Consider the following 17,324-nt stretch of genomic DNA (forward strand, 5'->3'; position numbering starts at 1 on the left):
CATCAATGAAGCACGCCCTACACCTGATCTCAGCCGCGACCCTGACGGCCTGCACGCAGCCCGGCACCGGCAACACCGTCAGCGAAGCGGATTTGCAGGGCAGTTGCGCGGCGCTGGTGTCCGCAGAAACCGGCATCCGCCCCGACGACGTGACGGCCGTTTCCACGCAGACCGGACCGACCGGTTCTGTAACCACGGTCTCAGTTGCAGGGGCGCAGACGCCGTGGTTGTGCGCCGCAGACCCGTTTGGTGTGATCACGGGAGTTGAGGTCAGCCCCATGGGCTGAAGCCAGGTCCGGCGGCGCCTGCCTGTGCGCCGGATGCCCGCAACTCCACCCTTGAGGCAGATCAAGGCTTTGGCCGCCCAAACACTTTACCCTATGAGCCGGTTAGAGGAGGAAGCCATGTTCAGCCACATCATGATACCCGTTGATCTGCATTTGCCGCCCGAGGTCCGCAAGGCCGCCGATGTCGCTGCGCAAATTGCCAAGTGGCAGGGCGCTGACATTACGGTTGTCAGCGTTACGGGGACACAACCGGGCGATCCCGTGCAGACCGACGAGACGATTGAACGCGACCTTGGCAGTTTTGCCGAACAACTGGCCAGTAACAGCGGCACCAAGGTTGGTTTTCGAAACATACACTCGGTCGATGTCGCGGCTGAAGTCGATGGTGACCTGATGCGCGCGGCCGAAGACATCGGCGCAGACCTGATCGTTGTTGGCACCCATGCGCCGAGGATCACCGACTATATCTTTTCCAGCCATGCAGGGTATCTGGCCAATCACGCGAAGGTTTCGGTTTTCGTCGTGCGTTGATACCGGGCTTCAGTCTTCGGTCGCGGGCAACTCGACCTCAAGAAAACGTTCGAACGCATCCAGATTGACCGGCTCGAACTGTCCAAACCCCTGCATCCAGACCGAGGCCGCGCGAAGGGCATCCGGTTCCAGCTTGCACCATTTCACGCGCCCGCGTTTTTCCTGCGAAATCAACCCGGCTCTGGTCAGAATGACCAGATGTTTCGAAATCGCGGCCAGCGACATCTCGAACGGTTCGGCCACGTCTGTGACCGCCATGTCATCCTCAAGCAGCATCGCCAGAATGGCGCGGCGCGTGGGGTCGGCAAGGGCTGCGAAAACGGTATCGAGATCGTTGGACATGCTCTGGCTGAACCACAGCGCCAGGGATTGGTCAACCATTTGGTTGAATATGCGGATTCAGCGCATTTTTGACGGACAGTGCCGGCGCAGGCTGTCGGCACGGGTCGGGTGACTTGATAAAATCAATATTTTACAAAGACTTAACCCGCGACAATTCGGGGATTCAACGGCGTTGACTCTGTGCGCCCGGCCCCTTAGCACCGTGCCCAAGATTGTGCGAGGAAAACGCCCGTGACCGATGACGACCAAAAGCAGCGTATGGCGCAGCTTGAGGCCAAGATCGAAGCGGCGAAAAAGGCGAAAGCGCCGAAACCTCGTGCAGATGCTGACGTGTCCGGGGGCGAACTTGCCTGGAGGATGGTCATCGAAATGGTATCCGGTCTGGGGATCGGATTTGGCATCGGATACGGGCTGGACAGCCTGTTCGGGACGATCCCGATCTTTCTGGTGCTGTTCACATTGCTGGGCCTTGTCGCGGGTGTGAAGGTTATGCTCCGCAGCGCGAAAGAGGTTCAAGAGAAACAAGCGGCTGCAAGCGTGGCCGAGAAGGACGAGAGGGACTGAACGTGGCGACCGAGACCACCGCAGCAGAAGGCAGCAGCCTGGTTTTCCATCCGATGGATCAGTTCATCGTCAAGCCGTTGTTCGGCGACGGTGCAATTGCATGGTACACGCCCACCAACGTGACCCTGTGGATGTTCCTGGCGATTGCGGCGATCTTTGGCCTGCTGGTGCTCAGCACCTCGAAGCGCGCGATTGTCCCGACCCGGATGCAGTCGATCGCCGAACTGGCCTATGGTTTCATCTACAAGATGCTGGAAGACATCTGCGGCAAGGAAGGCGTCAAGTACTTCCCCTATGTCATGACCCTGTTCATGTTCATTGTCTGCGCGAACTTCCTTGGGATGATCCCCACATCCTTCACAACCACATCGCATTTCGCCGTAACCATCCCGCTGGCGCTGGCCGTGTTTCTGACCGTGACCGTTCTGGGTTTCGTCAAGAACGGAGCCGCATTTCTGGGCCTGTTCTGGGTCTCCAGCGCGCCGCTGGCGCTGCGTCCGGTTTTGGCGATCATCGAGCTGATCTCGTACTTCGTGCGCCCTGTCAGCCACTCTATTCGTCTTGCCGGTAACGTCATGGCAGGCCACGCGGTGATCAAGGTGTTCGCAGGTTTTGCCGCGATTGCCGTGATTTCACCCGTGTCGGTTCTGGCGATCACCGCAATGTATGGTCTTGAGGTCCTCGTGTCCTTTATCCAGGCCTACGTTTTCACCATTCTGACCTGTGTTTATCTGAAAGATGCGCTGCATCCTTCGCACTAAGGTCCGATACCCCAACATCGAAACTTCCAATTCGTAAGGAGATACATCATGGAAGGCGATCTCGCACACATCGGCGCAGGCCTGGCAGCAATCGGTTCCGGCGCAGCCGCAATCGGGGTTGGCAACGTTGCAGGCAACTTCCTGGCCGGCGCCCTGCGCAACCCTTCGGCGGCTGCTTCGCAGACCGCAACCCTGTTCATCGGTATCGCATTCGCAGAAGCGCTGGGCATCTTTGCATTCCTGGTCTCGCTGCTGCTGATGTTCGCCGTCTAATCTGCGGAACCTGATCCTTACGCGCAGGTGGGCCCAAGCCATAGCGGCCCACCTGTTGTAAAGACAACGTTCCGACGGAGGACATCATGGCGACTGAACCCATTAGCGAAGAAGTGGTTGGCTCGTGCGTCGACTCGCATGGCTCTGCCATCGGGATGCCGCAGCTCTGCTTCGATTGGTTCCCCAACCAGATTTTCTGGCTGGTCATTACGCTGGTCGTCATCTTTCTGGTCCTGTCCCGCGTGGCCTTGCCGCGCATCGCGGCAATCCTGGCGGAACGTCAGGGGACCATTACAAATGACCTGGCTGCGGCCGAAGATCTGAAGGCCAAGGCGGTCGAGGCTGAAGAGGCCTATAACAAGGCGCTGGCCGATGCCCGTTCTGAGGCACAGCGTATCGCAGCGGAAGCCCGCGCCGAAATCCAGTCTGGTCTGGATGACGCGATTGCCAAGGCAGACGCGGAAATCGCTGCAAAGGCGGCTGAATCGGAAAAGGCAATTGCCGACATCCGTGCCGGTGCGCTGGAAAGCATTCAAGTGGTTGCCAAGGATACGGCGGCTGAACTGGTCACAGCACTGGGCGGCGAGGCGGATACCGATGCCATCAACAATGCCGTAGACGCGCAGACGAAAGGATAAGCGACATGCGGAACACTCTTGCCCTTATCCTGACTGTTGGTGCCGCCAGCCCCGCGCTGGCCGCAAGCGGCCCGTTCTTCTCGCTTGGCAATACCGACTTTGTTGTCCTTCTGGGCTTCATCGTCTTCATCGCGGTCCTGTTCTACTTCAAGGTCCCGGGCATGATCGGTGGCGCGCTGGACAACCGCGCCGAAGGCATCAAGTCCGAACTGGACGAAGCCCGCGCCCTGCACGAAGAAGCGCGCAGCCTGCTGGCCTCGTACGAGCGCAAGCAGCGCGAAGTGCAGGGTCAGGCAGATGCCATTGTGGCTGCGGCGAAAGAGGACGCGGCACTGGCGGCGGAACAAGCCAAGGTTGATCTGGAGAAATCCATCGCACGGCGTCTGGCCGCCGCACAGGATCAGATCGCGTCAGCCGAGGCTTCGGCGGTCAAGGAAGTTCGCGACCAGGCTATCACCGTGGCGGTTTCGGCTGCCAACGCAGTGCTGGCCAAGCAAATGACAGCGACGCAAGCGAACAAGCTGATCGACGCGGCAATTGCCGACGTCGGAGACAAGCTTCACTAACCTCGCGCGACCCGGCGAAATGACGCCGGGTCGACCCTTTGTCAGGGCTTTGTCACTTGTTGCAGGACCTCGGTTTTCTTCCGCTATTGCGCGAAGCCCGAAATAAGCTAACCTAAAGCGATATTTACAGCCTGCCGACTTTTCCAGCAGGATTGATTTAATGCGAGAATACCATGGCTGAGCTGCCGCTGATCAGCGTTGTGATTCCAAACCTGAACTGTGCCGACTTTCTGGAACGCGCAATCAGGTCCGTGCTAGATCAGGAATACCCCAACCTTGACCTGATCCTTGCAGATGGCGGCAGTACAGACGCATCGCTTGAAATCGCTGAGCGATATCGCGATGCGTTCTCACATATCATCTCTGAGCCTGATACCGGTCAGGCAAATGCCCTGAACAAGGGCTTTGCGGTGTCACGCGGAGAGGTGATGGGCTGGATCAACTCGGACGACACTTTGGTTCAGGGGGGGCTTTCCGTCGTTGGCTCGTTGTTTGCGCTGAACAAGGACATCGAATGGCTGACTGGTCGCATCACCTGCATTGACGAAGAGGACAACGTTCTGAGTGTCCGCCGGCCCAAGCCGATATCCCGGGCCAGATTGCTGGCGGGCGACTACCAGTGGGTACAGCAGGAATCGACATATTGGCGGCGCAGCCTGTGGGAGTGCGCCGGCGGTCAGTTTGACGAGACGTTGAAGCTTGCCGTCGACGGCGAACTTTGGCTGCGGTTCTCGCGCCATGCTGATCTGGTTCCGGTTCACGCCCAGATCGGAGCGTTCCGGTTCCGGGAAGGTCAGCGATCCGAAGCCAAGGATGAATATCATGAGGAAATGCTTGAAGCGATCCGTCGCGAACGGCGGATGGAGTGCAGCGCTGACAAGCTGATCCGGTCCATTCTGGACACACCCATTGTGCTGCGCAGCCAGGATGAGGCTGAAGGCAGTTTTCCCTCGCTGAGTGAGGAGGACCCGTTGCCTCTGAAGCGCCTGCAGCTTTGGAAGCACGGTGTCATGCGATTATTGCACAGGATTTGACGCCCGCGCGAGCAGGTGGGTCTTGCTTTAACGGGTGTTGACGGCCTGTCTTCGGGTCCGGAACCACACGATCAGGGCAAGGACGGTTATCGCGATCTCGACCGCGAAGGTCCAATGATTGAGAAAAGACAGGATCCAGTGCGAATGCGTCGCCTGTACGGTTACCAGGGGGCGCGAAGCGTCTGATAACGGCCAGGCCCAGGCAATCTCTCCGACGACCGAGTCCAGTACCATATGCAAAAGCCCACCGGCACCAAAAAAGGTCAGAACGCGGCCTGATCGTGGCCAGCGCAACCCCAACAGAAATCCCGCCAGCAAAAATCCCGCCCACAAAATCGGGCGATGCGTCAGGTAGGCATGGTGGTGATGCGCGCGTCCGTCGACGAAATAGAACCAGAACATGTCCAGATCAGGTGCGACAGCGCCCACCAGTGCGGCTGCAAACGCCAGTCTTCCAATGTTCGGTGTCGCGGCGCGAAAGACCAGATAGGCACCCGGCAAATGTCCGATGAACATCAGGTCTGCCCTGTCTCATGCTCCAGCCGCTGCTGCGCGATGGTTTCGTTCCGGGCGGCTTTCTGATGATCTTCCATGCAGCGTCGGACGAAGCTCAGGTGACGGTGCACTGCGTCGCGCGCGTCCTCCGGGTCACGCGCCTGTAGCGCGGTGTTGATTGCACGATGCTGGTCCAGAATGGCTTCGCGTGTGGCGCGCTGCTGAAACATCATCTGGCGGTTATAGAACACGCCTTGTTGCAGCAGGTCATACATGGACCGCATCATATGCAGCATCACGACATTGTGGCTGGCTTCGATGATGGCCATATGGAACTGCGCGTCCAGATGGGCCTCGTCTTCCGTGGCGTTGCGGGCGTGCGCAGCTTCCATCTTGTCGAATATCGCCTGGATGACTTTCAGATCGCTGACCGATCCCAGCCGGGCGGTACGCTCGGCGGCAAGCCCTTCCATGTCTCGCCGGAACGAGAGATAGTCGAAAACGGCTTCCTCGTGACTACCAAACAATCGGACGAGCGCCGGAGAAAAGGCCGAACCCAAAACCTCGGCCACGTAAATGCCGGAACCCGCTTTGGCGGTCAGCAGTCCCTGATCCTGCAGTTCCGCGATCGCGTCGCGCAGGGATGGGCGTGAAACGCCCATCCGGTCGGCCAGTTCACGCTCGGGCGGAAGGCGTTCGCCGGGGCGCAGGATGCCGCGCAAAATCAGCAACTCGATCTGTTTGACCACCGCGATGGACAGCTTTTCGGTCTGAACTTTTTGAAAGGGCATTCTGCTAGTGTTTTGGGATTGGTCAAATCATATGACCACGTATTTCCGAGCTGTTCAAGAATGCCATTCCGATGTTCTGAAATATTAGGTCAGAAGTGTTGACATTAACGTTGCGATACCTAGGCTGACCCCACGTGAGAGTGGAGGAGACTCATGTTGACCAAAGACCTGTTTGCTACACGAACGGCCCGGATGAAGGCGTCCGAGATACGCGAGTTGCTCAAGCTTCTGGATCAGCCGGGCATCATCTCGTTCGCGGGTGGAATTCCTGACCCGGCATTGTTCCCCGGGGACGCGTTTCAGCAGGCTTTTCAGGCAGCGCTGTCACCGGAACAGCGGGCGCAGGCGCTGCAATATTCGATCAGCGAGGGATATGTGCCTTTGCGCGAATGGCTGGTCGATCACATGCGTCAGATCGGGATCGAGTGTGACATCGACAACATCCTGATCACCTCCGGGTCGCAACAGGCGCTGGATTACCTGGGTAAACTCTATCTATCGCCCGGCGACACCGCGCTGGTCGGCTGGCCCACATATCTGGGTGCGATAAATGCGTTCGACGCCTATGAGCCGCGTTTTGACCGCCTCAGCGTCGATGGCAATCTGGGCGCGGCGGAATACGCCGCAGCGGCAGGCGAGGGTCGGGTCAAATTCGCCTACCTGTCTCCGGATTTTGCCAACCCAACGGGCGAGACCGTAGACCTGCGCGGCAGAGAGGCGTTGCTGGATCTTGCGGAGGACCTGAATTGCGCCGTGATCGAGGACGGCGCGTATCAGGCGCTGCGCTATGACGGCGAGGCGATCCCGCCGGTGCTGGCGCTGGAACTGGCGCGGAAGGGCTCGATCGAGCGTTGCCGGACGATCTATTGCGGCAGTTTCTCGAAAACACTTTCGCCGGGGCTCCGGGTCGGGTGGGTTGTTGCCGCAAAGCCGGTGATTTCCCAGATCGTGCTGTTGAAACAGGCGGCCGACCTGCATTCGGCAACGGTTAATCAAATGGCGGTGCATCAGGTGGCGCAAGCCTGTTTTGACACCCACATACCCATGTTGCGCCGAACCTATGCCGCACGCCGCGATGCCATGCTGTCCGCATTGAAAGAACATATGCCGGATGGCGTCAGCTGGACCCGGCCCGAGGGCGGGATGTTTGTCTGGCTGACTCTGCCCGCCGGGTACGATGGGGCCGAATTGCTGGAACGGTCGCTGGAAAGCGTGAAACTGGCCTTTGTTCCGGGGCGCGCCTTTTTCCCGGACGGAACGGGCGGCAATACGATCCGGTTGAGCTTTTCCAACTCGGATGAACCGACGATCCGCGAAGGTATCCGCCGGTTGGGTACGGTTCTGCGCGCCTGACCGCAGGCAAAGGTCGTGGAAAGGTTCTGTTAACCCTATTGCGCCAAGACTGGCGGCATGATCCGCTATCTGTGCCTGCTGATGCTGGCCGCCTGTTCGGCCGGCACTCCTCATTTTCGCGATGTGCCCGCCACCCGCGTTGCGGTGAACGGCAGCGTTTTTGACGTGCGCGTACGGGGCAATCTTGCCGAGGCGGTTCGGATCAACATGCAGTACGCCCCGCGACTAGGCCCGATCCGCGACCGGGCCGGGCTGGCCATGGCGCAGGTTTCGGGCTGTCCTATTCTGGATGTGCTGGGCGACGCGGCGGTGACTGTCGGCGTTCTTGGCTGTGACAGGGCGGCGGGTGAACGTCTGCTTCTGACGGCTGTATCAACGCCGATTTACGAATGCGTCGATTACGGTGTCTACGAAGATGTGGGCTCTGACCACGGCTATCAGGTGTTCGAGTGTACGCCCTATTGAGATACGCGTTTTCCTGCGCATTTCGGCAAGATGTTGTGGATAACTCCGGCTGATATCCCATATCCTGCGCAACCTCGTTGACTCAGCCCCAATCAGTTGCGCAAACTTCTAGATATAGGAATCACAGGACCCCTGCCTTTGCGTTTCAGCAAACTCAAACTCACCGGCTTCAAAAGCTTTGTCGATCCGACGGACCTGATCATTGCGGATGGGTTGACCGGTGTGGTGGGTCCCAATGGCTGCGGCAAATCAAATCTGCTTGAAGCGTTGCGCTGGGTGATGGGGGAAAACCGCCCGAAATCCATGCGCGGTGGCGCGATGGAGGACGTGATCTTTGCCGGTGCCGCCACGCGCCCCGCCCGCAACTTTGCCGAGGTCGTCCTGACCATGGACAACTCGGAACGGCTGGCACCGTCAGGCTTTAATGACAGCGATCAGCTGGAAATCGTACGCCGCATCACCCGCGATGTCGGCAGCGCCTATAAGACCAATGGCAAGGATGTGCGCGCGCGGGACGTTCAGATGCTGTTTGCCGATGCCTCGACCGGGGCGCACTCGCCCGCGCTGGTGGGTCAGAACCGCATCGCCGAACTGATCAACGCCAAGCCCCGCGCCCGTCGCCGTATTCTGGAAGAGGCCGCCGGGATATCGGGTCTTTACCAGCGCCGGCATGAGGCCGAGTTGAAGCTGAAAGGGACCGAAGCCAACCTGACGCGCGTGGATGACGTGCTGGAACAACTGGGCACGCAGCTGGCTCAACTGGCCCGTCAGGCCCGTCAGGCCGCCCGGTATCGCGAAATCGGAGAGTTGCTGCGGCAGGCCGAGGGCATGCTCCTTTATCGCCGCTGGAAAGAGGCGGACATCGCCCGCCAGCTGGCCGAAGACAAGCTGCGCGACCGCATCACCGAAGCCTCGCGTGCCGAGGCCGAAGCCCGTGCCGCAGGTGCCAGACGCGCTGAGATCGAAGAAACCCTGCCGCCCCTGCGCGAAGAAGAGGCCATCGCCGCCGCCGTCCTGCAACGCCAGCAGGTGCAGCGCGACGCGTTGGCCGATCAGGAAACCCGCGCCCGCCAGACCATCGAAACGCTGAGCAATCGCATTCAGCAACTGGGCAACGATATCGAACGCGAGACCGGGCTGAACCGGGATGCCGGCCAGATGATCGAGCGTCTGGAATGGGAAGCGCGCGAACTGGCCAAGGCCGCCGAAGGGCATGAAGACAAGCTGGCCGAAGCAGCCGAGATCGCCCATGACGCCGCCGCCGTGCTGCAGGACCGCGAAGAGACCCTGTCGCAACAGACCGAGGATATGGCCCGTCTGGTCGCCCGCCACCAATCGGCACAGCGTTTGGTCGAAGACAGCCGCAAGACATTGGCCCGGTCCGAAGCCGAGGAAGAAAAGGCCCGGTCCGCTGTGGAAGAAGCGCGCGGTGCCTTGTCCCGCACCAGCGAGGCCTTCGAAGCCGCTCAGGAAGGCGAGGAAGAAGCCCGCGAAGCCGCCGAGGCCGCCGAGGAAGCACTGGCCGCGGCGGACGAACTGCGCAACGAGACACAGGCGCGCGAGGCCGAGGCCCGCGCCCAGCGGTCCGAGGCCGAAGGTGAACTTGGCGCCATTCGTGCCGAGACAACGGCGCTGGCCAAACTTGTCGAGCGTGACACGGCCGAGGGTGGGCAGGTGCTGGACCTGCTGCGTGTGGAGCCTGGCTATGAAAAAGCCTTGGGGGCGGCGCTGGCCGACGACCTGCGCGCGCCGCTGGTTGAGGGCGAGGGGCCTTCGGGCTGGGTGCAAGTGGCGGGGTATGACAGCGATCAACCCCTGCCGGACGGGGCCGAACCGCTGGCTCTGCATGTCTCGGGCCCGGATCGCCTGAGCCGCCGGATCGCGCAGATCGGGCTGGTCGACGCGGACCAGGGTGCCCGGCTGCAGGCGTCCCTCAAGCCCGGTCAGCGGCTGGTGTCGCGCTCCGGGGATCTGTGGCGCTGGGACGGGTTCCGGGCCTGGGCCGAGGATGCGCCAAGCGCTGCGGCGCTGCGGCTGGAACAGTTGAACAAGCTGGAAGCGCTGAAACAGGAGCTGGCCCGCACTGAGGCGCAGGCCGATGGAGCGCGCGCTGCGCACGAGGCGCTCTCGCAGCAACTGGCCGACGTCACCGAAGCCGACCGCAGGGCGCGGGAGGCGCGTCGCGCAGCCGATCAGCGCATGGCGGAAACGGCCCGCCAGCTCAGCCGGGCCGAGGCTGACCGCAATCTGGCGCAGGGTCGGCTGGAAACCCTGACACTGGCCGTCGATCGCCACAAGGAAGACGCCATGTCCGCCCGTGCGCAACTGCGCGAGGCCGAGGGCGCGCTGACCGGGCTGGGCGATCTCGACAGTGCCCGCGCGCAGGTCGAAGACATCAAGCAGACGGTCGAGGCGGCCCGGATCACCATGTTGACCCACCGCTCGACCCATGACGAACTGCGCCGCGAGGGCGAGGCCCGCACCCGCCGGACGCAGGAGGTGACCAAGGATCTCAGCGGCTGGCGGCACCGTCTGGACAGCGCCGGAAAGAGGATTTCGGAATTGGCCGAACGCAAGGAAAGCTCCGAAGAGGAACTGTCCGAGGCCATGGCGGCGCCGGGTGAAATCGCTGAGGCCCGCGAAGAACTGAATGACCTGATCGAAACCGCCGAGGCCCGCCGGGCGGAAGCCGCGGACAAGCTGGCCCAGGCGGAGACGCAGCAACGCGAGGTCGTGCTGGCCGAGCGCGAAGCCGAGCGTCTGGCCTCGGAAGCGCGCGAGGCACGCGCGGCGGCTGAGGCGCGGTGTGACGCGGCAAAGGAAAGCGTGACGGCTGCAGCCGAACGCATCGCCGAGGATCAGCAACTGACCCCGAACCAATTGCTGAACCAGTTGGACGTGAACCCCGACCAGATGCCTGCTGCCGACGCGCTGGAGGCGGAAGTGAACCGCCACAAACGCCAGCGCGACGCGATGGGCGCGGTGAACCTGCGGGCCGAGGAGGATTCCAAGGACGTTCAGGAAGAGTTTGATACGCTCAACACGGAAAAGGCCGATCTGGAAGAAGCGATCAAGGCCCTGCGCAGCGGCATCGCCAGCCTTAACCGCGAGGGGCGGGAACGCCTGCTGACCGCGTTCGAACAGGTGAATTCAAACTTCGCCATGCTGTTCAAGCATCTGTTCGGCGGTGGCGAGGCCAATCTGGTCATGGTCGAAAGCGACGATCCGCTGGATGCCGGGCTTGAAATCATGTGCCAGCCGCCGGGCAAAAAACTGTCGACCCTCAGCTTGCTCTCGGGCGGGGAACAGACCCTGACCGCAACGGCGCTGATCTTCGGCGTGTTTCTGGCAAACCCGGCGCCGATCTGTGTGCTGGACGAGGTTGACGCCCCGCTGGACGATGCCAATGTCACCCGGTTCTGCGACCTGCTGGACGAAATGTGCCGCCAGACCGACACACGGTTCCTGATCATCACCCACCACGCGGTCACCATGGCGCGGATGGACCGGCTGTTTGGCGTGACCATGCAGGAACAGGGCGTCAGCCAGTTGGTCTCGGTCGATCTGAAAAAGGCCGAGCAGATGGTGGCCTGACCGTTCACCGCAACGTTATGACCATGTTGCGGGCGATCAGGGTAAGCTGGCCGCATGACCCGTGTTCTGATCCTTGCCCTGCTGATCGCAGGCCCCGCATGGGCCGCAGAGTGGCCCACCAAACCCGGCGACGTCCCACTGACGCCCGAGGAGCTGGACTCTCTGGCTGGGCAAACCCTCACCTTCTTCGATGACGGCCAGTCCCGGTTTTCGGCCGGCGGTGCCTATTCCTATACCTATGCCAGCGGAGAATCCGCTTTTGGCACCTATTCCATCGCCGAGGATGGCAGCGTCTGTATCGCCTATCGAAACGGGTTCAGCCGCTGCGACCTGTATGTGCGCAGTGGCCAACGGCTGATCCTGATCGATGAAAAGGGGGATCGCTATCCGGTCAGACCGGAGTGAAAGCCGCAATCCCGCCTTTCACTATTGGATCAATCTCAATTTTTGGATGGAACCGGCGATCGACACAAATGAGTCGATGATCTCTTCACCGGTCACTTCGTAGTAGTGCGACGGAGAGGATGCGCAGGCCTTGATCTCGGCCGCGGCCACTTCCGATGTCTCAAAGGCAACTGCATAGATGGTTACACCATTCTCCTTGGCCAGTTCACATTGCTTTTTGAACAGCTGAAGGTTGGTCAGTTGCGAAGAGGTTACAGTAGTGTCCTCTGACGGTCTGGCTACAAGCTCTGTAGTGCCATTTTCCTCTTCCATCTCATCAGACGGACGTACCTGCGGGCTGGTCCGGCCATCCGTCATGATAACGATGTACTTGGAGGTGTCCCGGGCATCCCAATCAAGCGGACGGCTTGCAAATTCCGCTGGAATCTCTCCGACCTGACTAAGATAAGCGAACGCGTCTCGGGCAGCAGGATCCAGCAAAGCCAATGCGTATTTCAGACTGTAATTGGTGCCGGTGCCGTCGAACAACCGCAGACCATCTATGAAGTTGTGCAGAATGGTTTCATCGTTCTGCGCGTATTGGATGCTCATTTCGTCATCCGGGCACCAGCCCCAGTTCTGCGTTGTTTCGTCATAGTCCCAGTTCACGAAATACGGCACCTGCTCCGTCGAGCCTGACGGCAAGTCGGAATTCAGAAAGTCCGAATAGGTCAGCTCAAGGCAGGAAGAGACGTTGTTCGGAATGGTTTCGACATAGGAATAGAACTCGTCAAACTGGTATTCCAGGTCGACATTATTGAACTTTGTCGATCCGGTAATCGTTTCCCCGGTTATGCTGAAAAAGGTTGTGGTCTGCTTGCCGCCCTTGATGGACGCGCCCAGCATTTCGGCGGATTCCGGCAGTTCGGACGTTTTGGTTATGATGAAGTCTTTGACATAGTGGTAATATGTGTCGACGTCATCCTTGTTGAACAGTTCGACATCGCGGCCCGGATACCCTTCGATCTTTGCCGAAAAATCGACGTCGTTGTCATTGTCGGTATCGAACCAGAAAACAACGTTCGAGACATCCTGTGTCCATTCATCAAAATAGTCTTCTTCCGTGGTCGTGCCGAAGCGTTCACCCCCCAAGTATTCAAACATCGTAGAACCCGGGTTTGTCTGACCTGCGAAAGGAATAATGTTGATCGAGGTTTGTGTCTCGGATTTTGCTCCGGAGGTGGGATCAGCATTGCGGCTCAGGCTTTTTGTCACAAACGCCTTGGCAGCTGCCTGCATAAGTGCGACACGATTGCCGGTTCCCATGCTTCCTGAAATATCCAGGACCATGGAAATCTCGGTATGCGGTGCTGCCTCGTTTGCAGCGGCGACAACTCCCATTTGAAGGGTCGGAATGCCGCTTAGGCGCATGAAATTTGTCGTGAACTCTGATGAGACGCCGGCAGTGACCGTCCGATCCAGATAGGCATCCTGAACGTCGATGTCTTTTTCGTAGTCAGCAAGGCCCTGGGCTGCGAAATGGGCATTCACCACATCAGCCGGCGGCATTTCCTGTTCAAGGTTTGCGGCGGCCAGAACGGCGTTATCTAATGCCCATTGCAATCTTACGCGGTCTCTCTCGTAGTTCATCAAGTCTACGGCCATTCCGGTAGCAGCCAGAATGCACAGAAAGACAAAAAGCGTGAAAATTGTTAGCGCGCCATCTTCCTTGGAAACAAAACTCTGAAACTCTTTAAAACCTTTACTCGGGCGCACAATGTTCGAAGCCTTCTGAGGCTGTCGTTTGAACATGGGAAACTCCGTTGTATTCAGATTTCCGAATGATCATACGAAGTGATGTTGTCCGATTTTTGCCGCAAAATTGGAGATAAAATTACTCAAAATGAACTCAGAATGAACTCAATGTGAATGAGCCGCTTTGCCTTGGTTAAAAATCCGGGTGCCGTTAAAAAAATTTTTAATAAAATCTTGTAAAGTCAATGGTTTGGCCGATGTTAGCCGGCGCCATCCGGACAGAAGGATGAACACCGACAACTTGGGAAATGTGGCAGACCTGCCACCTTACAACTTGTTCAAAAGATCCACCGTCGGCCACGCATCTGCTGGCAGCCCCAGCCTTGATTGCTCGGCCTGCACCGCCGCACGGGTTCCGGCCCCGAGAATCCCGTCGATCTTGCCCACGTCGTAACCGCGTGCCTGTAGTTTGCTCTGCAACTGCTTCATTTGCGCGCCTGACAGACCCTGCGCCGGGTTGCCTGCGTCATAGATCTGGCCGCCTTCCAGACGGGTGCCGAAATAGGCGGCTGTCAGGACATAGACAAAACTCTGGTTCCATTCGAAATAGACGTCAAAATTCGGATAGGCCAGAAAGGCAGGACCCTTATGCCCCTGCGGCAGGATCAGCGAGGCGGGCAGGTTGGTCAGTGATCCGCTGCGTGCCTGAACGCCCATCGCCTGCCACTCGGACACCGGGCGCGGCTTGCCGGGGCCGGACAGCGACCAGTCCATCTGTGCGGGCACCGTTACTTCCTGCAGCCAGGGCTGGCCCGCCTGCCAGCCCAGATGCGACAGCATCTTGCCGCCCGACATCAGCGCATCCGGCGCCGAGCTTTTCAGCGAGACGTTGCCGTCTCCATCCCCGTCGACACCGTTTTCCAGAATGTCGCGGGGCAGCATCTGTACCATGCCGATCTCACCGGCCCAGGCGCCGGTTGTCCGGTTGGGGTCAAAGCTCCCTTGTTGGAACAGTTCAATTGCGGCAAAGACCTGCGGTCGGAACAATTCGGGTCGGCGGCAGTCATGGGCCAGAGTGACCAGCGCGTTGCGTGTGTTGAAGTCGCCCTGAAACGCCCCGTAATCCGTTTCGAAGGCCCAAAACGCCAGCAAAACCCCCCTCGAGACGCCGTATTCACGTTCGATCCGGTCAAAAACCGCGTCGTATTTGCGGGACATGGCCTGGCCGCGTTCAATCCGGTTTTGTGAGATCAGACGTCGGGAAAATTCGATGAACGGCTTTTGGAACACGCCCTGCGCGCGGTCGGCTTTCAGCACTGCGCTGTCCTGCTGCACGCCCTGAAAGAACGCGTTTACGGTGGCGTCGTCAAACCCCTGTTGCGCAGCCTCGGCCTTCATGCCCCGGACAAAGGAATTGAACCCGCCGCCGCATTGGGCAAAAGCGGGCGAGGCGATGAAAGCGGCGGCCACCAGGCCGGAAAGAATGCGCATGAACAGTTCCGTCACAAGAAAAAGCTGGCCCCAACCCACACTGACAGAAGACCAAGTGCAAGCCCCCAAACGCGCCACAGCATGTCACATGCGCGGAAAACTTCCGGCGCGTCGATTTCGCGCGGTGCGTTGCCGTTGACCCAGGCCAGATCACGCACTTGCCCGTCATAACTTCGAGGACCAGCCAGAGCCACGTTGAGCGCGCGGGCCATCGCAGCCTCGGGCCAGCCGGCATTGGGCGAAATGTGGCGTCGGGCATCTGCGACGATCTCGGGCCACCGACCCCACTGGCCGGAAAGTGCCACGATGATCAAACAGGTCAGGCGGGCCGGGATCAGGTTCAACACGTCGTCGAACCGGGCCGTTGCCCAGCCAAAGGCGCGGTATTTCTCGTTCCGGTAGCCGATCATGCTGTCAGCGGTGTTGACGGCCTTGTAAACCAACAGGCCCGGCAGCCCTGCGACCAGAAACCAGAAGGCCGGTGCTATCACCCCGTCGCTGAGGTTCTCGGCCGCGCTTTCGATGGCTGACCGGGCGACCTGTGCCTCGTTCATGTCGTGCGTGTCGCGCGAGACGATCATGGCCACTTTCGCGCGCCCTTCCGACAATGAGCTGCGCAACCCCTCGCCAACGTCACGCACATGCGCAACCAGCGACTTCTGCGCCAACAGGATGGCGCAGAAGATGACCTCGGCCAAAGGCCCCAGCAATGTCAGCGCATACCCGGCCATCAAGGCGCCGACGGTCAGCGCCGCAACTATGGCACACCCTTTCAGTCGCCGCATGTCGCCCCGGTTCAGCCGATTGTCCAGCCAGCCGATGATGTTGCCGATGGCAACCGCGGGGTGGCGGACGCGGGACCACAGCCAGTCGGGCTCTCCCAGTGCTGCATCGAGGCACATAGCGCACACCAGCAGAAACGCGGTGCTCACAATGCGGCCTCCAGCCTGTCCCACCCGTCTGATGGCGGCAGTCCCAGCCGCAGAAGGGTGCTGGAATAGGGGAAAACACGGCTCCAGATATGGGCGCGGGCCAGCCGATCCTGCCAGTCTGCGGCATCGACGACTTGGTAGAGGCGGAACAGGGTTGTTCCACCGACAAGTTCGGCCCCATTGCGGATCAGCAACCGGTCCAACCGGGCGGCCTCGGTACTCAGTACCTGTCGGGTTTCGTCGGCCCAGTTGAAATCAGACAGCGCCCGTGCCCCGATCCGCAGTGCCGGTCCGGAGACAGCCCAGGGGCCGGTCAGATCGTTCAGCCGGGCGACTAGATCCGGGTGGCCAATGGCGAAGCCCAGTCGCATCCCGGCCAGGCCCCAGAATTTGCCAAAGCTCTTAAGGACAATGACGCCGGGCCGATCTGCCAGATGTATCAGCGACGCGTCTGGGCAGACGTCGCAAAAGCTTTCGTCGATCACGGTCAGCGGCGCGTCAACATCGGCCGCTGACCAGACCCGGCCATCAGGGTTGTTCGGATGCACAAGGACGCGGGCCTGCCCGGGACCGTGCTCGGCCACGGTCCAGCCCTGCGCCGAAAATGCCGCAGCGTGCTCGTTATAGGTTGGCATCGTGATCTGGACGGGGCCACTGGCCGCCAGCGCGGGAAGGCGCGCGATGATGGCCGAGGCACCCGGCGCAGGCAGGATCGCAGCGTTTTCGGGGACCGACCAGAACTGGCGTGCCGCGTGGGTCAGACGCGCAAAGGCGCCATGATCCGGCAATCCGGTCCAGTCCGACGGAACCAGCCCCGAAATGTCGTACGGGTGCGGATTGATGCCGGTGGACAGGTCGATCCAGTCCGCGCGTGTTCCGCCATAGGCGGCGATTGCTGCATCCAGTCCGCCGCCGTGATCGCGCGCGGCGCGTGGGTTCAAGGTTTCGTCATGGCCTGCCATCGGGTGCCTCGCCTGAATCGCCTGTTTCGGCCTGCTTCAAGCGGATTTTCGCCATTTACACAAGCAAATCCGCGTGACCAGTGGCTGGGAGGGGCGTCGTTAACAG

19 protein-coding genes are annotated in these 17,324 nt (G+C 60.2%); 12 read left to right on the forward strand and 7 right to left on the reverse strand.

The annotated features are described in order from the left end of the window. The first annotated feature begins 5 nt into the window (after positions 1-5). The gene (locus ACR0D8_RS18160; protein ID WP_480648613.1) at positions 6-287 is read left to right on the forward strand and encodes a hypothetical protein; all 282 of its coding nucleotides are present in this window, start codon (positions 6-8) and stop codon (positions 285-287) included. A 117-nt stretch (positions 288-404) separates the two neighbouring features. Further along, a complete protein-coding gene (locus ACR0D8_RS18165) occupies positions 405-818 on the forward strand; it encodes a universal stress protein (RefSeq protein ID WP_475163075.1) in 414 nt (137 codons plus the stop codon). 9 nt (positions 819-827) lie between these two features. On the opposite strand, the gene ACR0D8_RS18170 is transcribed toward ACR0D8_RS18165, so the two are convergent. Beyond that, positions 828-1,160 (reverse strand): ArsR/SmtB family transcription factor, encoded by a 333-nt coding sequence (locus ACR0D8_RS18170; protein WP_480648729.1) that lies wholly within the window; start codon positions 1,158-1,160, stop codon positions 828-830. 231 nt (positions 1,161-1,391) lie between these two features. Between ACR0D8_RS18170 and ACR0D8_RS18175 the strand changes: the two genes are divergently transcribed. The 6 genes from ACR0D8_RS18175 to ACR0D8_RS18200 all read left to right on the forward strand — a co-directional run bounded on the left by ACR0D8_RS18175 (position 1,392) and on the right by ACR0D8_RS18200 (position 4,996). Continuing rightward, the gene (locus ACR0D8_RS18175) at positions 1,392-1,724 is read left to right on the forward strand and encodes an AtpZ/AtpI family protein (RefSeq protein WP_480648615.1); all 333 of its coding nucleotides are present in this window, start codon (positions 1,392-1,394) and stop codon (positions 1,722-1,724) included. 2 nt (positions 1,725-1,726) lie between these two features. After that, positions 1,727-2,485 carry a F0F1 ATP synthase subunit A gene (locus ACR0D8_RS18180; protein ID WP_170694641.1) on the forward strand — a complete coding sequence of 253 codons (759 nt, stop codon included), beginning with the start codon at positions 1,727-1,729 and terminating at the stop codon, positions 2,483-2,485. Between the two features lie 48 nt (positions 2,486-2,533). After that, entirely contained in the window at positions 2,534-2,758 is a 225-nt protein-coding gene (locus ACR0D8_RS18185; protein ID WP_005981269.1) for a F0F1 ATP synthase subunit C, read from the forward strand. 86 nt (positions 2,759-2,844) lie between these two features. Further along, the gene (locus tag ACR0D8_RS18190) at positions 2,845-3,396 is read left to right on the forward strand and encodes a F0F1 ATP synthase subunit B' (RefSeq protein ID WP_480648617.1); all 552 of its coding nucleotides are present in this window, start codon (positions 2,845-2,847) and stop codon (positions 3,394-3,396) included. A 5-nt stretch (positions 3,397-3,401) separates the two neighbouring features. Then, on the forward strand, positions 3,402-3,962 hold the full coding sequence (locus ACR0D8_RS18195) for a F0F1 ATP synthase subunit B (RefSeq protein WP_480648619.1): 561 nt from the start codon (positions 3,402-3,404) through the stop codon (positions 3,960-3,962). A 173-nt stretch (positions 3,963-4,135) separates the two neighbouring features. Beyond that, positions 4,136-4,996 (forward strand): glycosyltransferase family 2 protein, encoded by an 861-nt coding sequence (locus ACR0D8_RS18200; protein ID WP_480648621.1) that lies wholly within the window; start codon positions 4,136-4,138, stop codon positions 4,994-4,996. Positions 4,997-5,023: 27 nt separating this feature from the next. On the opposite strand, the gene ACR0D8_RS18205 is transcribed toward ACR0D8_RS18200, so the two are convergent. Together ACR0D8_RS18205 and ACR0D8_RS18210 are read right to left on the reverse strand one after the other, a co-directional pair. Then, positions 5,024-5,512, reverse strand: a complete 489-nt coding sequence (locus ACR0D8_RS18205; protein ID WP_480648623.1) for a metal-dependent hydrolase — start codon at positions 5,510-5,512, stop codon at positions 5,024-5,026. After that, entirely contained in the window at positions 5,512-6,282 is a 771-nt protein-coding gene (locus ACR0D8_RS18210; protein ID WP_480648625.1) for an FCD domain-containing protein, read from the reverse strand. Before ACR0D8_RS18210 ends, ACR0D8_RS18205 begins: the two co-directional genes overlap by 1 nt. Before the next feature lie 153 nt (positions 6,283-6,435). Here ACR0D8_RS18210 and ACR0D8_RS18215 point away from each other — a divergent pair, with 153 nt between their 5' ends. From ACR0D8_RS18215 to ACR0D8_RS18230, 4 genes are all read left to right on the forward strand, one after another. After that, positions 6,436-7,635 (forward strand): aminotransferase-like domain-containing protein, encoded by a 1,200-nt coding sequence (locus ACR0D8_RS18215; RefSeq protein WP_480648626.1) that lies wholly within the window; start codon positions 6,436-6,438, stop codon positions 7,633-7,635. A gap of 57 nt (positions 7,636-7,692) precedes the next feature. After that, positions 7,693-8,100, forward strand: a complete 408-nt coding sequence (locus ACR0D8_RS18220; protein WP_480648628.1) for a hypothetical protein — start codon at positions 7,693-7,695, stop codon at positions 8,098-8,100. Between the two features lie 138 nt (positions 8,101-8,238). After that, complete coding sequence (locus tag ACR0D8_RS18225) at positions 8,239-11,694, forward strand: chromosome segregation SMC family protein (protein WP_480648630.1); 3,456 nt, start codon at positions 8,239-8,241, stop codon at positions 11,692-11,694. Between the two features lie 54 nt (positions 11,695-11,748). Further along, positions 11,749-12,099, forward strand: a complete 351-nt coding sequence (locus ACR0D8_RS18230; protein WP_480648632.1) for a hypothetical protein — start codon at positions 11,749-11,751, stop codon at positions 12,097-12,099. A 21-nt stretch (positions 12,100-12,120) separates the two neighbouring features. Here ACR0D8_RS18230 and ACR0D8_RS18235 read toward each other — a convergent pair whose 3' ends face one another. The 4 genes from ACR0D8_RS18235 to ACR0D8_RS18250 all read right to left on the reverse strand — a co-directional run bounded on the left by ACR0D8_RS18235 (position 12,121) and on the right by ACR0D8_RS18250 (position 17,218). Continuing rightward, positions 12,121-13,890, reverse strand: coding sequence for a TadE/TadG family type IV pilus assembly protein (locus ACR0D8_RS18235; RefSeq protein ID WP_480648634.1), 1,770 nt, complete (start codon positions 13,888-13,890; stop codon positions 12,121-12,123). 270 nt (positions 13,891-14,160) lie between these two features. Continuing rightward, positions 14,161-15,324: a lytic murein transglycosylase gene (locus ACR0D8_RS18240; protein ID WP_480648636.1), complete on the reverse strand. Its 1,164-nt coding sequence runs from the start codon at positions 15,322-15,324 to the stop codon at positions 14,161-14,163. Between the two features lie 11 nt (positions 15,325-15,335). Beyond that, entirely contained in the window at positions 15,336-16,256 is a 921-nt protein-coding gene (cbiB, locus tag ACR0D8_RS18245) for an adenosylcobinamide-phosphate synthase CbiB (RefSeq protein ID WP_480648638.1), read from the reverse strand. After that, positions 16,253-17,218 (reverse strand): threonine-phosphate decarboxylase, encoded by a 966-nt coding sequence (locus ACR0D8_RS18250; protein ID WP_480648640.1) that lies wholly within the window; start codon positions 17,216-17,218, stop codon positions 16,253-16,255. The genes cbiB and ACR0D8_RS18250 overlap by 4 nt, the downstream gene beginning before the upstream one ends. Between the last annotated feature and the right edge of the window lie 106 nt (positions 17,219-17,324).

Source organism: Ruegeria sp. BG10 (assembly GCF_056538575.1).